General features: G+C 70.2%; 10 protein-coding genes and 1 pseudogene. 6 read left to right on the top strand and 5 right to left on the bottom strand.

Going from position 1 to position 13,767, the window contains the following annotated elements; genetic code table 11:
- Positions 1–31 precede the first annotated feature (31 nt).
- A complete protein-coding gene (locus tag VHC04_RS10465; protein ID WP_325680822.1) occupies positions 32–1,471 on the bottom strand; it encodes an FAD-binding oxidoreductase in 1,440 nt (479 codons plus the stop codon).
- Positions 1,472–1,962: 491 nt separating this feature from the next.
- On the bottom strand, positions 1,963–2,889 hold the full coding sequence (locus tag VHC04_RS10470) for a patatin-like phospholipase family protein (protein WP_325680824.1): 927 nt from the start codon (positions 2,887–2,889) through the stop codon (positions 1,963–1,965).
- A 325-nt stretch (positions 2,890–3,214) separates the two neighbouring features.
- Here VHC04_RS10470 and trxB point away from each other — a divergent pair, with 325 nt between their 5' ends.
- Both trxB and VHC04_RS10480 read left to right on the top strand, forming a co-directional pair.
- A complete protein-coding gene (trxB, locus tag VHC04_RS10475; protein ID WP_325680827.1) occupies positions 3,215–4,183 on the top strand; it encodes a thioredoxin-disulfide reductase in 969 nt (322 codons plus the stop codon).
- 181 nt (positions 4,184–4,364) lie between these two features.
- Positions 4,365–5,249, top strand: a complete 885-nt coding sequence (locus VHC04_RS10480; RefSeq protein WP_325680829.1) for a LysR family transcriptional regulator — start codon at positions 4,365–4,367, stop codon at positions 5,247–5,249.
- A 584-nt stretch (positions 5,250–5,833) separates the two neighbouring features.
- Here VHC04_RS10480 and VHC04_RS10485 read toward each other — a convergent pair.
- Both VHC04_RS10485 and VHC04_RS10490 read right to left on the bottom strand, forming a co-directional pair.
- Positions 5,834–7,252: pseudogene (locus VHC04_RS10485) on the bottom strand (pyridoxal phosphate-dependent decarboxylase family protein); the annotation flags it as partial.
- Positions 7,249–8,463 carry a glycoside hydrolase family 5 protein gene (locus VHC04_RS10490; RefSeq protein WP_325680831.1) on the bottom strand — a complete coding sequence of 405 codons (1,215 nt, stop codon included), beginning with the start codon at positions 8,461–8,463 and terminating at the stop codon, positions 7,249–7,251. The pseudogene VHC04_RS10485 and the gene VHC04_RS10490, both read right to left, overlap by 4 nt.
- Before the next feature lie 74 nt (positions 8,464–8,537).
- Here VHC04_RS10490 and VHC04_RS10495 point away from each other — a divergent pair, with 74 nt between their 5' ends.
- From VHC04_RS10495 to VHC04_RS10510, 4 genes are all read left to right on the top strand, one after another.
- A complete protein-coding gene (locus VHC04_RS10495; RefSeq protein ID WP_325680834.1) occupies positions 8,538–10,172 on the top strand; it encodes a glycosyltransferase family 39 protein in 1,635 nt (544 codons plus the stop codon).
- Between the two features lie 4 nt (positions 10,173–10,176).
- A complete protein-coding gene (locus VHC04_RS10500) occupies positions 10,177–11,058 on the top strand; it encodes an alpha/beta fold hydrolase (RefSeq protein ID WP_325680836.1) in 882 nt (293 codons plus the stop codon).
- Between the two features lie 86 nt (positions 11,059–11,144).
- Positions 11,145–11,351: a DUF7002 family protein gene (locus VHC04_RS10505; RefSeq protein WP_325680838.1), complete on the top strand. Its 207-nt coding sequence runs from the start codon at positions 11,145–11,147 to the stop codon at positions 11,349–11,351.
- Positions 11,348–12,154 carry a glutathione S-transferase family protein gene (locus tag VHC04_RS10510; RefSeq protein ID WP_325680840.1) on the top strand — a complete coding sequence of 269 codons (807 nt, stop codon included), beginning with the start codon at positions 11,348–11,350 and terminating at the stop codon, positions 12,152–12,154. Before VHC04_RS10505 ends, VHC04_RS10510 begins: the two co-directional genes overlap by 4 nt.
- A 291-nt stretch (positions 12,155–12,445) precedes the next feature.
- Here VHC04_RS10510 and VHC04_RS10520 read toward each other — a convergent pair whose 3' ends face one another.
- Complete coding sequence (locus tag VHC04_RS10520; RefSeq protein ID WP_325680842.1) at positions 12,446–13,666, bottom strand: ABC transporter substrate-binding protein; 1,221 nt, start codon at positions 13,664–13,666, stop codon at positions 12,446–12,448.
- Positions 13,667–13,767: the final 101 nt, after the last annotated feature.

Genomic DNA, 13,767 nt, shown 5'->3' on the forward strand with positions numbered 1-13,767 from the left:
CGCACCGTTCAATCGACACGATGCGTCCCGGTCACAGCGCGGGTTCCTCGGGCAGCACCTTGCCGGGGTTCATGATCCCGGCCGGGTCGATCGCCGCCTTGATCCGCTGCATCAGCGCCAGCTCCGCCCCGCCGCGCCAGTCCGGCATCATGTAGGGCTTCAGCCTGCCGATCCCGTGTTCCGCCGAGAAGCTGCCGTCATAGCGGCGCACCACCTCGTTCACCGTGTCCATCACCGCGTGATCCTGCGCCAGGAACCAGGTGGCGTCGGAACCTTCCGGCTGTTCCAGGTTGAAATGAATATTGCCGTCGCCCATGTGCCCGAACGGCACCACGCGCACGCCCGGCATCAGCGCTTCGCACGCCACCGTCGCCTCGCGGATGAAGGCGGGCACTTTCGATACCGGTACCGAAACGTCGTTCTTGATGCTGGCGCCTTCGCGCTTCTGCGCCTCGGAATGTTCCTCCCGCAACTTCCAGATCGCCGCCCGTTGCGCTTCCGATTCAGCGATCGCCGCATCCGAAACGATTCCGTCGGTCAGCGCCTGCTCCAGCACGCCTTCCAGCATCGCGCGCAGGCCCGCGTTCGGCCGCGGCGTGGCAAGCTCCACCAGCACGTAGAACGGCGCCGGCGTTTCCACCGGCAGGCTGGCACCCGGAATGTGCCGCAGGACGAACTGCATGCCCAGGCCGGACATCAGCTCGAACGCGCTGATCGAGGCGGCGTCATGCGCCTGGAACCGCGTGAACAGCGCCAGCGCATCCTCCACGGCGCCGACGCCGCACAGCGCCACGGCGATTTCCCGCGGGGCCGGAGCCAGCTTCAGCACGGCGGCGGTAATGATGCCCAGCGTGCCCTCCGACCCGACGAAAAGCTGGCGCAGGCAGTAGCCGGTGTTGTCCTTGCGCAGCCGGCGCAGACCGTTCCAGATCTCGCCGTCGGGCAGCACGACCTCCAGCCCCAGCACCATGTCGCGGGCGTTGCCATAGCGCACCGTGTTGTTGCCGCCGGCATTCACCGCCAGCACGCCGCCGATCTGCGCGGTGCCTTCGGAAGAGATCGACAGCGGCAGCAGGCATCCCGCCTCGGCGGCCGCGAGCTGGGCGGCCTTCAGCGTGACGCCGGCCTCGATCGTCATGGTCATGTCCACCGGATCGATGGCGCGCACATGGTTCATGCGGGCCGTGGACAGGACCAGCTCCGACCCGTCCTCGGCCGGCACGGCGCCGCCGACCATGGAGGTGTTGCCGCCCTGCGGCACGACCGAGATGCCGAACCGCGCGCACAGGCCGACCACGGCCGCCAGCTCCCGGGTGGTGGCGGGGCGCACCACGGCCGGGGTGCGACCGCGATACAGACGGCGCCAGTCCTCGGAGTACGGCGCGGTGTCGTTCGGGTCGGTCAGCAGCCCGCGATCGCCCACGATGGCGCGGATCGAGTCCAGGAACGAGGGCGTCACGGCATCAGGCACGGGCGGTTTCCTTTCTGACCCTGTCTCGCCGACCCTGTCTTGGGGCGGCCTCCGGCGAACCAGCCGCGCCCTTCCCCCATCGTCATGGCCGGCGAGCGCCGATTACCCGCGCCGTCGCCTCGCGTCCAGGCGAGAGGCCGCGAGGCGTGGATGATCGGCCGTCGCCGATCATGACGGCTGGGGGTGCAGGACGCGAATCAGCCCCGGCGGTTCCGGCGGTTATAGCGCGCCCGCGGCCGGCAGCGACCGGCTCGATGCGGTCCGATCGGCCCCGCGTCAGCAGCCAGGCGCGGGGTTTTGCCGTCGACTGGGCTCAGCGCCCGGACGGCACCACGCCGCGCCGGCAACAGCGTCGGCAGCCGCGCCAGCGCGGTGACTGCCGCCATCGGCCACCCGCCAGCCCGGATCAGCACGGCCGGATCAGCCCACCGGATCGGCGCGGCCGGATCAGCATACCCGGGGATCAGCCTGGCCGACTCCGCCTGGCCGGATCAGCACACCCGTTCACCCACGACCTGCCGGCCCGCCTTGAACAGCTCCGACAGGAACTCCGCCTCGCCGTTGAACTTCGAGGAGATTGGCAGGTCCAGCAGCGTCGAATGCGCGTCATAGCTGGTCACCCGCACCCGCGGCGGCAGCGCCGTCAGCTCGGCCGTCAGCACGTTCTGGCAGGCGATCTCATTCAGCCGGTTGGTGATCTCCATCGGCGTCGAGGGTACCTTGGGGCGCATCGCCACCTGCGCCCGCACCACGATCAGCTCCGCCGGCAGGTCCGGCTCCAGCAGCGGCGCCAGCGGCGGATTGCCGGCATAGCCGCCATCCCAATAGGACCGGTTGCCGATCCGCACCGCCGGGAACACGAAGGGCAGGCAGGCCGAGGCGCACAGCACATCGACATCGATCGCCTCATTGCCGAAGAACACCGCCTCCCCGGTGGCGACGTCGGTGGCCGACACGGTCAGGCGCGGCGCCGACGGATGGCGCAGCAGCGCCGGCTGCACCAGGTCCTCCAGCAGCAGCCGCAGCGGGTTGTGGCCGAAGGGGTTGAGCTGGGCCGGGCTGAACATGCGCATCGCCCATTCCATGCCCTGCCACATCACCGAGTTCGACAGGTCCCAGCCCCATAGCCATCGTTCCAGGGGCGCCGCCTGGATCGGGCTGAGGGCGTGCGCCCTGGCGACGCGGCGCCACAGGCGGCGCATCTCCTCACGGGCGCCCTCGCGGCCGTTGCGCACCAGGCCTTGCGCCAGCATCACCGCCAGGATCGCGCCCGACGACACGCCGCAGATGCGGTCGACGTGCAACCCCTCCTCCAGCAACCGGTCCAGCACGCCCCAGGTGAAGGCGCCGTGCGCGCCGCCCCCTTGCAGGGCCAGCGCCACCGCCTGCCCCGACCGGTCCATATCCGTATCATCCATGGGCGCGCAGATGACGCTTTTCGACGCGTCACGGCAAGCGCGGCAACATGTGGACAAGGTTTCGCGCTCGCGCCGCGCGCGATCGTGGCACAAATGCCATGGACGAGCGTGCCAGGGACATGTGTGCCAGGGACATGCGTGCCATGGACGAGCATGCCAGGGGCATGAGCGGCAGCCGGCGGCTTTGGGGACACCGGCGCGCGGCGGGAATCATCCCGGCATGCCCTGCTTCGAGGCTGGCGGCCCGCATGGCCGGCCTGAGCCGGCGACTCCGGACGCGGAACCTCGCTTGTCCGGTGGTGCGCGCGGTCAATATAAGGGCGCTATGAGCGAGACGCATCACACCAGGGTCCTGATCATCGGCGCCGGACCCGCCGGTTATACCGCGGCGATCTACACCGCCCGCGCCAACCTGTCGCCGACCCTGATCGCCGGCCTGCAGCCGGGCGGACAGCTGATGATCACGACCGATGTCGAAAATTATCCCGGCTTTGCCGATGTCATCCAGGGTCCCTGGCTGATGGAGCAGATGGAGGCGCAGGCGCGCCATGTCGGCACCGCCATCGTGCATGACATCGTCACCGAGGTCGACCTCAGCCGGCGTCCGTTCCGCTGCCGGACGGATGGCGGCGACACCTGGCTCGCCGACTCCGTCATCATCGCCACCGGCGCCCAGGCCCGCTGGCTCGGCCTGGACTCGGAACAGACATTGCAGGGGCGCGGCGTGTCAGCCTGCGCCACCTGCGACGGCTTCTTCTATCGCGGCAAGGAGGTCGCCGTGGTCGGCGGCGGCAACACCGCGGTGGAGGAGGCCCTGTACCTGACCCACCACGCCGACAAGGTCACGCTGATCCATCGCCGCGATTCGCTGCGGGCGGAGAAGATCCTGCAGGCGCGGCTGTTCGCCAACCCGAAGGTGTCCGTCATCTGGAACGCCACGGTGGAGGAGATCCTGGCCGGCGGAAAACCCGAGGCGGTCACCGCCGTGCGGCTGCGCGACACGGTCACCGGCGCGGTCCGCGACCTGCCGGTCGACGGGGTGTTCATTGCCATCGGGCATTCCCCGACCACGGCGATCTTCGCCGGACAGGTCGAGCGGGACGCCGAGGGCTACATCATCACCACGCCCGGCAGCACCCGCACCTCGGTCCCCGGCGTGTTCGCCGCCGGCGATGTGCAGGACAAGGTGTTCCGCCAGGCGGTCACGGCGGCCGGCACCGGCTGCATGGCGGCGTTGGAGGCGGAGAAATTCCTCGCGGAGCAGACCGTTTCGCCGCCACTGGTCACAGCTTAGAGAAAAATCTTCGCAAGCCCGCGAAAACCCCTACAGAATCCTCAAAGTGTGTTTACAGTAAGCGCATAGCACGCATGCAGTGCGCGCCGATGTTTGACACACGGTCCGACGCATGGCCTCGCGACATCGCGCCTCCGCGCGGCAGTCGGCGGCCCCCCGCGCCGGACAGGAGAGGCGGTAGATGGATTGGGACAAGCTGCGCGTTTTTCACGCCGTGGCCGAGGCCGGAAGTTTTACCCATGCTGGCGACACGCTCAGCCTGAGCCAGTCAGCGGTATCCCGGCAGATTTCAGCGCTCGAGGAAGCACTGCAGGTTCCGCTGTTCCACCGCCACGCGCGCGGCCTGATCCTGACGGAGCAGGGCGAATCGCTGAACCGGACGGTGCGGGAAGTCTTCGCCAAGCTGGCGATCACCGAGGCGCTGCTGACCGAAAGCAAGGAGAAGCCCGCCGGGCGCCTGAAGATCACCACCACGGTCGGCTTCGGCTCCTCCTGGCTGGCGCCGCGGCTGAATGCGTTCCTGGAAGCCTATCCGGAAGTGACCGTGTCGCTGCTGCTGGATGATGCCGAACTCGACCTGGCGATGCGGGAAGCGGATGTGGCGATCCGCATGCACCCGCCGAAGCAGCCCGACCTCGTGCAGCGTCACCTGATGACCATGCACTGGCATGTCGTCGCCTCGCCCGAGTACCTGAAGAAGCACGGCGTGCCGCAGCGGGCCGAGGACCTGGACGCGCACCGCCTGGTGCTGTTCGGCACCCACCACCCGCCGGTGCCCGAGGTGAACTGGCTGGCCGAGGCCGGCCGCCGCCCCGGCAATCCGCGCCGCGCGGTGCTGGAGGTGAACTCGATCAACGCGGTGATGCTGGCACTGCGTTCCGGCATGGGAATCGGCGCGCTGCCCGACTACGTGGTGGCGGAGAATCCGGACCTCGTGCACGTGCTGGCCGACATGAAGGGGCCGAAGGTGGACGTGTTCTTCGTGTACCCCGAAGAGTTGCGCAATTCGAAGCGCGTGGCGGTGTTTCGGGATTTTCTGCTGGCGCGCCTGGCGGAGATGCACTGACCCATCCGGCGGGGCGATAGGCCGCAAGGGGACCCGGCACCGCGGTGCCGGGTTTTCTTTTGGGCGCTTAATCAATAGCTTACCAAATCCGATCGAGGTTCGAATTCCGACTGCCCGGCTCAGCCATTCCCGTTTCGCACGTGCTTATTATAAGCCATGCTCATATGGCATGGCCGCTGCCGCATTTCGTCGATGGTTGTGTTCGCATCTGCGGCATAGAAAAGCTCCACGAGTTACGGCGGCACCGCCGCCAGAGTTCCAGCGCCAGTCGCTGGAAGGGGGTCTCTGACCCCTACGTCTCCCAGACGTGAAGCCTCCCTGTATACTTGCCCCCGGTGAATAACCGGGGGCCTTTCTTTTTCGGCCGCATCCATGTGGGCCGAGGCCACGCGCGCCTTGGCCATGCCTTTCCTAGCCATGCCTGCCCGGGCCGAGTCTTCCCTGGCCATGCCTTCCCTGGCCGTGTCTTCCCTGGCCGTGTCGGCCCTGGCCGTGCCGGCCCTGCTCGTGCCGGCCCTGGTCATGCCCGGTCGGGCGGCATCCGGGCGAGCCGCGCCGGGTCGGGTTGTGCCCATGCGGGCGGCGCGTGCCCGGCCCGCCCGCAGCACCGCGGCCACCAGCGCCCGGATATCCGCCGCCTCGGTTCGGTGGTTCACGATCGCCGCCCGGATCGCCAGCACGCCGCCGACGCGGGTGGTGGAGGGCGCGGCCAGCCCCGCCTCCTGCAGGTCGGCCACGATATCCGCGTTCAACGCGTCCAGGTCGCCCGGCGCGTCGACATACCGGAAGCAGACGATGTTCAGGGCCACCGGCGCCAGCCGCTGCAGACCCGGCGTGCGGTCCACCAGCCGCGCCAGCCGGGTGGCGAGGCGGCAGCCGTGTTCCGCCACCGCGCCGATCCGGTCGGCGCCATGCACCGACAGCGTCATCCACACCTTCAGCGCCCGGAAGCCGCGCGACAGGTCGGGCCCCAGGTCGCACGGCCAGACGCCGCCGCCGGCCAGGCCCCGCTGCTCCCGCCGCAGATAGGCGGCCTCGTTGCTGAAGGTGGCGATCTGAGCCGCCGCGTCGCGCACCAGGATGCAGCCGGCGTCGTACGGCACCTGCGCCCATTTGTGGAAATCGAAGGCCACCGAGTCGGCGCGCTCAAGCCCCGCCAGCTTCGGCCGCAGCCGTGGCGACAGCGCGGCGACGGCGCCGAACGCCGCGTCGACGTGGAACCACAGAAGCTGTGCCGCCGCCAGCGCGGCCAGCGCCGGCAGGTCGTCGATCGCGCCGATATCCACCGATCCCGCCGTTCCCACCACCAGGAACGGCCGCAGCCCGGCGGCACGATCCTCCGCCAGCCGGGAGGCCAGCCGGTCCAGCCGCATGCGCCCGTCGCCGTCGGTCGGGATCAGCCGAAGCGCCGCGCCGCCGATGCCGGCCATCTCCATCGCTCGCGGAACGCAATTGTGTGCCGCCTCGGAGGCATAGGCGACGAGGCCGGCCGCACCGACCCCATCCCGCCGCGCCGTCTCACCCAGGTAGGCGGAGCGGGCGACCAGTACGCCGATCAGGTTGGCCATCGAGGTGCCGGTGACCAGCACGCCGGACGCGTCGGCGGGAAACCCGATCATTTCGGCCGCCCAGGCGATGACCTGCCGCTCCACCTCGATCGGCGCGTGATCACGGCCGCCCAGGTTGGCGTTGAGCCCGGCGGCGAGGAATTCGGCCAGCATGCCGACGGGATTGCCGCCGCCATGCACCCAGCCCATGAAGCGCGGGTGCAGGTTGCCGGTCGCATAGGGCAGCACGAGGCGGCGGAAATCCTGATAGACCGTTTCGGCGGGCGTGGGGGCGCGCGGCAACGGCCGGCGCAGCGCCGAGCGGACGGCGGGCGGCACGGGTCGCCAGACCGGCCCCTGCCGCAGCGTTTCCAGATGGTCGAACATGTCATCGACCATGCGGTGGCCCAGCGCCCGCAGTGCCGACCAGTCAGCCGGATCCAGGGAGGCGGTCATGTCCCTGACCCGGGTGTCGCGCAGCGCGGCTGCGGCTGGCCGCAGGTCTGCGCCTGCCGCGGCGAAGCGCGCCCCTGGGCGGCGTTTGCCTCCGCGCGCCCCGCCGGCAGCCCGATCGCCGGCAGCCCGATCGCCGGCAGCCCGATCGCCGCCAGCACCGCCGGGTCCAGGCGCGGCCGAGCGGGTGGCGGGCGCGGGACGTTCAGGCCCATCACGTCGTCGTAGCCCCACAGTGCCCAGGCGATGCCGTTCGCCCGGAAGGCGGCGCCGGCAGCGCGCAGCCAGGCCAGGCGGGCCGGTGGGTTGAGGGCCGCGGAGGCGCCGAACTCACCCGCGAGCAGCCGCGCGTGGTGCATGCGCGCCCAGGCGGCGGCCTGGTCGATCGGCTTGCGCAACGCCGCCTCGGTCCAGCCCAGCGCGCAGTAATAGCGCATCAGCTCGCGCGTCGGCGCGTCGCCCGCCGCGGCGGCGGCGCGACCGCAGCCGGCCCGGTCCGCGGCCGGAAACGGCAGCCGCGCCAGCGCCGCCCGATCCAGGCCGGCCCGGTAGGCGGCCAGCGTGGTCAGCTCCGGCGGGTCATAGAAATGGAAGCTGTAGACGACATCCGGATCCGCCTCGGGCGCCAGCGCCAGCAGCCCCTTGATGCTGCCCCAGTCCTGGCCGGTCAGCACCACCGTCGCATGCGGCAGGGCGGCACGGATATCGCCCAGCACGCGGTGCTGCAGCGTCGCCCAGCCGGCTGGATCATGCGGGAAGACCGGCTCATTGACGATTTCCGGCACCGTGCGGACGGGATCCAGCGCGCGGAGCTGCGGCGCCATTCCTTGCCAGAAGGCACGCAGGCGGCCTGGCTGCGCCTCCAGCCGCCAGTGCACCGGGTGTGGGGAGACGATCACCGCCAGCCCCTGGCGCTGGATGCGGCCGATCGCGCGCAGCAGCGCCTCGCTGCCGGCCGCATCCGCCACCATATCCGGATCGACGGCGAGACGAACGAAATCGAGCCCCGCCGCGCGCAGGTCCAGCAGCGCGGCGTCGGACAGATAGGAATCCAGCGCGGCGGGCTCGCGGGAGGGCGGGAAGCGGAACCAGCCGGTGATGTTGATCCCGCGCGCCAGCGGCGGCGGCGGGTCGGCCCGGCCAGGGGCGCCGCCGGCCAGCAGCGGCAACAGGATGCAGGCGAGGCGGCACAGCGTCCGCCGGAACGTAACCATTCGTTAACCACCCCATCCTACGGTCGGCGGCATGGCCGGACCGTTGCGGAGACGATGGGTGGATGTAGCGGACCGTGGGTTTCAGAATGGTTAATGGCGGCGGGTTGGCGGTGCGGCTGCCGTTTCTACACCGTCACGGTCAGCGCGGGCCGGCCGCCATGACGGTGGCGGGGCGGCCCGCCGCCTCGGACCCGGCGCGTTCCGGATGCCGCGCACCCGCGCCGTGGGTGGCGGTCATCGCCACACTCGTCCTCGCCGCCCTGATACTGTCCGCCGCCGCCTGGCTGCGCGGCGCCGAATACGATGAGCAATACACGCTGTTCCTCACGGCGGGCACCGCGCGGCCGGCCTGGCCGGTGACGCCGTTCCCGGCCGCGACGGTCGCCGCGGCGCAGGGCGGCCATGCCGGCCTGGGGGAAATCGCCATCTCGCTGCGGCAAACCGATGTCCACCCGCCGCTGTATTTCTGGGCCGTGTCGCTGTGGCGCGCGGCGCTGGGACCGTCGCTGTTCGCGGCGCGCCTGTTCTCGGTGCTCTGCGGACTGGTGTCGCTGGCGCTGGTCGGTGGCATCGCCCGGCGGTGCGGTATCCGTCCGGCGGGAGCGATGCTGCTGACCCTGGGATCCTACGGCTTCGCCTATACCGCCATCATCGCCCGCGGCTTCGCCCCCGCCCTGGCGCTGACGCTGGGTGCCGTGTGGCTGCTGGCGGGGCGGCGCCGGCCGGGCGCGCTGGTCGGGGCGGGCGCGCTGCTCGGGGCGGGCGCGCTGTTCGGGGCGGCCGCGGCCTGCAACTACCTGGCGGTGTTCGTGGCGATCGGCGTCGGCCTGGCGGGTTGCATCCGGTCCCGCCGCCACTGGCTTCTGCTGCCCGGGGCGGTGCCCTTCCTGGCGCTGGATGCGTGGTTCTTCGCGGCCCAGCATGGCGCGCGGAACGGGCAGTTTCCGCCATTCGCGCTGTCCTCCGCGCTGCCCCGGCTGGCCGGCTACCAGCTGGCCGCCCTGTTCGGCGGCCTGCCGCTCTATGCCGACGGTCCCGCGCGGCCCGCCATCGGCGCCGCCATCGCCGCGCTCGGGCTGCTGCTGGCGGCCACGGTGCTGTCGGCACGGCCATGGGCCGCGTCGTTCCGCGTCCGCCTGCTGGCCGCCGCGGCGGTGGCGCCCCCGATCGGGCTGCTGGCGCTGGGTGCCGTGTTCGACAACACGCCGATCGAGCTGCGCTACCTGTCCTTCGGCGTGCCGTTCCTGGCGCTGCTGCTCGCCTGGGCCTGCGGCCGGCGGCGCGGCGCCTGGCCTCTGCCGGTCCTGGCCGGGGCGGTGCAGGCGGCGGCGATCCTCGGCCTCGCGCTTGCGCCCGCCACGATGCAGCCGGCCGGCCGAGCCGCCTGGCAAGCGGCGCGTCTGGGGGACGGGGTGTCTCTGGCCGATGGCGTGGTCGCGCTGGTGCCGCTGGGCAACGATGGCGTCGGCATCGTCGGCGCCTTCGGTATCGAGGCACCGCCCGCCCTGCCCCTGCTGGTGGTCCGGCCGGCCGACACGGCCGCCGACCTGCGGCCCCGCATCACGCCTTACCGCCGCGTGGTGCTGGCCCTGCTGGGCCAGGACCGCGACAGCACCGCAACCCTGCCGGCGATGCGCCAGGCCGTTGCCGGTCCGGGCTGGCGCCGCATCGCCGCCGGGTCCACCACCGAGGCCTATGAGCGGGAGTAGGTCCATGTTCTTCGACGGTTTCACCCTGGAGCATGTGCCCGTACCGGGCGGTACGATCCGGCTGCGGCATGGCGGCTTCGGCCCGCCGCTGCTGCTGTTGCATGGCAACCCGCAGACCCATGCCATGTGGCACCTGGTGGCGCCGGAACTGGCGAGACGCTTCACCGTGATCTGCCCGGACCTGCGCGGCTATGGCTTTTCGCTGAAGCCGCCGGCCACATCGGACCATGCGCCCTATGCCAAGATCGAAATGGCGCGCGACATGACGGCCGTGATGGACCATTTCGGCTTCGACCGGTTCCTGCTGGCCGGGCATGACCGCAGGGCCCGGCTGGCGCACCGGATCGCGCTGGACAACCCCGACCGGGTGCTGAAGCTCGCCGTGCTCGATATCATCCCGACTCTGGAACATTTCGAGCGGGCGGACATGGCGTTCGGCCTGGGCTATTATCACTGGTTCTGGCTGGCACAGCCGCATCCGTATCCGGAATGGCTGATCACCCGCGCGCCTGAGGACTGGTGGCGCCAGCACACCAGCCGCGACCCGTCGCTGCCGGATCTGTTCCACCCCGATGCGCTGGCCGACTACATGGCGGCGGTGCGCCAGCCCGAGATGGTGCGCGGCATGTGCGAGGATTACCGCGCCGCCGCGACGATCGACCTGACGCATGACCGCGCCAGCCGCGCGGCGGGACTCAAGATCCGCTGCCCGCTGCTGGTGCTGTGGGGAGACAAGGGCAAGATCGGCCGGTGGTACGATGCGCTGGCGATCTGGCGGGCCTATTGCAGCGGACCCGTCACCGGCGGGTCGGTGGCCTCCGGCCACTATTTGGCGGAGGAAGCGCCGGAGGCGGTGCTGGCGCGGTTCGGGGACTTCTTTGGGTAGGCCGCGCCGGCGACAGGCCATGCCGGGGACAGCCATGCCGGGGACAGCCATGCCCGCCCGAACCACCCGATGATCGAACAGCCCGCATGACCGGCGCCGAGATCAAGGAACTGCCGGAGGACTGCCCCACCCTCCATCACATGGTGGAGCGGGGGAGCCGGCCTTGCATCCGGAGGCATGGGCGGCTGAATACCGCCGCCCTCCTGGACCGCTATGGCGTCGCCGGTGCCGATCGTGCATCGATCGAGGCACGGCGGGGCGCCATCCGTTTTCACGCCAGGACGCCGCCATGACCGACACTCCGGGCAAGCCCCGCCTGTACCATGCTCCCTCGTCCTACTATTCGATGATCGCGCGCCTAGCCCTGGCGGAGGGTCATGTCGATTACGATCCGGTGTACATGGACATCCATGTCCGCAAGAGCCAGCAGGAGCCCGGCTATGTGCGGCTGAACCCGAACATGACGGTGCCGACCCTGGTGCTGGCGGACCGCGTGCTGGACCAGAGCCGCGCCATCGCGGAATACGCGCTGGGCACCGATGAAGCGACGCTGGATGCCGAGACGAAGGCCTGGCTCGACCGTCACTATGCCTATCCGATCGAGGAACTGACATTCGGCCATGTCCTCGCCCGCAATCCGGTGGCGCGGGTCGTGATCCCCCGGCTGCTGCGCGGCATCCATCGCCGCCTGCTGGCGCTGGCGGCGGCGAATCCCGATCTGGCGCCGGTCTACCGGGCCCGGGCGGCGGTCTTTGCCGAACGCGTCCGCACCTTCGACCCTGCCGCCGCCGCGCGACTATGGCAGCGCCGCCGGGATGAGGCGATCGGGATGCTGGACCGGATGGAGCAGACGCTGGCCGACGGGCGGGCCACAATGGTGCCGCCCGCTTATGGCATCGCCGACACGATCCTGACGGTGTTTCTGGCCCGCATCGCCTTCACCGGTCTCGGTAACGAAATCGCGGCGCGCCCCGCGCTGCTGCGCTATTGGCGGACCATGCAGGCGCGCCCGAGCTTCGCCGCCGCCGATATCTGGACGCAGATGCACTTTGGCCGCCTGGTCGGGGCCATTCTGGGGTTCGGGCGCGGGGTCTGAGCCACCCGCATGGCACGCGCGCCGCGCGATGGATTGGCGGCGCGATGGCCAGGCACCGGCATCCACCTGAGGGGCGTGTTCTTCCTGACGCGGGCGCTGCTGCCGCTGATCGCCGATGGTGGGCGCATCGTGAACCTGTCCAGCGGCCCGACCCGCCCGCTTGGAGGACTGTCCTTGGAAGGCTGTCCTTGGAGGGCTGTCCTCTGGGGCTGTCCTCTGGGGCTGTCCTTGGGGGGCTGCCCAGCCTGGGGCCCGGGTTGGGGGGCGGCCCAACCGGGCTGGACGCGATGCCTATGCCTTCACCAGCGGGCACGCATTGTCCGACAGCGGCCGGAACGCCTCCTCGGCCGGGGTGACGCCGATCTGCTTGTACAGATCCCACTCGTGCCTGCTCTCCGACGGCTTCTTCACCTCGAACAGATAGGCCGGATGGATCTTGCGACCGTCCTCGCGGATCTTGCCGACGCCGAAACAGTCATCGTCCGTCGGCATCGCCTTCATCCGCGCCACCGTCGCCGCGCCGTCGGCCTGCGCCGCCTTCGGCCCCATGTCCGCCACCGCCTTCAGGTAGTGCAGCGTGCAGGAATAGTCCGCCGCCTGCGCCATGTTCGGCCACAGCGTCACCTTCGGCTGGATGCGCTTCTGGAAGCTGCGCGTCCGTTCGTTCAGGTCCCAGTAATAGGTCTCCGACAGCCGCGTGCCCTGCGCCATCTCGATGCCGATCGAGTGCATGTCGGTCGTATAGGCCACCATCGCCGCCAGGTTCATCGTCTGCGTCAGGCCGAATTCGTGCGCCTGCTTCACGATGTTGATCAGGTCCGATCCGGCGCCGCAGATTCCCAGGATCTTCGCGCCGGACGCCTGCGCCTTCACCAGGAAGGAGGAGAAATCGGTCGTCTCCGGGAACGGATAGATCTGCGCGCCCAGCACCTTGCCGCCCCCGGCCAGCACGAAATTCGTCGTATCGCGCTGCGTCGCCTCACCGAACGCGTAGTTGGGCGTGATGAAATACCAGGTGTCGCCGCCGGCCTTCACCATGGCGCCGCCGGTCGACCGCGCCTCCATGTAGGTGTCGAACGCCCAGTGCATCGAGTTCGGCGTGCACGCCTTGCCCGTCACGTCCGAGGACGCCGTGCTGGTGGCGATCATGATCTTGTTCTTCTCCTTCACGATCCCTGCCAGGGCCAGGGCGCAGGACGTCGCGGCGATGTCGATGACGATGTCGACGCCGCGGTTGTCGAACCACTCGCGCGCCAGGGAAATGGCGACATCCGGCTTGTTCTGATGATCGGCCGACAGCACTTCCACATCGAAGGCGCCGGACTGGAACTCCTGCACCGCCTGCCGGGTGCAGGCGACCCCGGTGGGACCGTTCACGTCACGATACGGGCCGGACATGTCGTTCATCACGCCGACCCGGACGATCGGTTTGGCCTGTGCCCTGGCTCGCAGCGGGGTCAGGAGCGGCGCGGCCGCGGCGCCTGCAAGCAAAGTGCGACGTTGGATCGACATTTTAGACGTTCTCCCAGTACTCCCGGTAGAACAACCTCAACCCGCGATCGAGTGCAAGCGGATTGTGTCGGCGCCAAGCCCCCACGCCTGCTCCGCGCGTC

Origin of the sequence: Rhodopila sp. (genome assembly GCF_035548095.1) — a bacterium.
Taxonomy (GTDB): domain Bacteria; phylum Pseudomonadota; class Alphaproteobacteria; order Acetobacterales; family Acetobacteraceae; genus Rhodopila.

Coding starts and splice junctions, on each gene's coding strand:
- VHC04_RS10500 (WP_325680836.1), top strand. CDS start 10,177: ATGTTCTTCGACGGTTTCACCCTGGAGCATGTGCCCGTACCGGGCGGT.
- VHC04_RS10505 (WP_325680838.1), top strand. CDS start 11,145: ATGACCGGCGCCGAGATCAAGGAACTGCCGGAGGACTGCCCCACCCTC.
- VHC04_RS10490 (WP_325680831.1), bottom strand. CDS start 8,463: ATGGTTACGTTCCGGCGGACGCTGTGCCGCCTCGCCTGCATCCTGTTG.
- VHC04_RS10520 (WP_325680842.1), bottom strand. CDS start 13,666: ATGTCGATCCAACGTCGCACTTTGCTTGCAGGCGCCGCGGCCGCGCCG.
- VHC04_RS10510 (WP_325680840.1), top strand. CDS start 11,348: ATGACCGACACTCCGGGCAAGCCCCGCCTGTACCATGCTCCCTCGTCC.
- VHC04_RS10480 (WP_325680829.1), top strand. CDS start 4,365: ATGGATTGGGACAAGCTGCGCGTTTTTCACGCCGTGGCCGAGGCCGGA.
- trxB (WP_325680827.1), top strand. CDS start 3,215: ATGAGCGAGACGCATCACACCAGGGTCCTGATCATCGGCGCCGGACCC.
- VHC04_RS10470 (WP_325680824.1), bottom strand. CDS start 2,889: ATGGATGATACGGATATGGACCGGTCGGGGCAGGCGGTGGCGCTGGCC.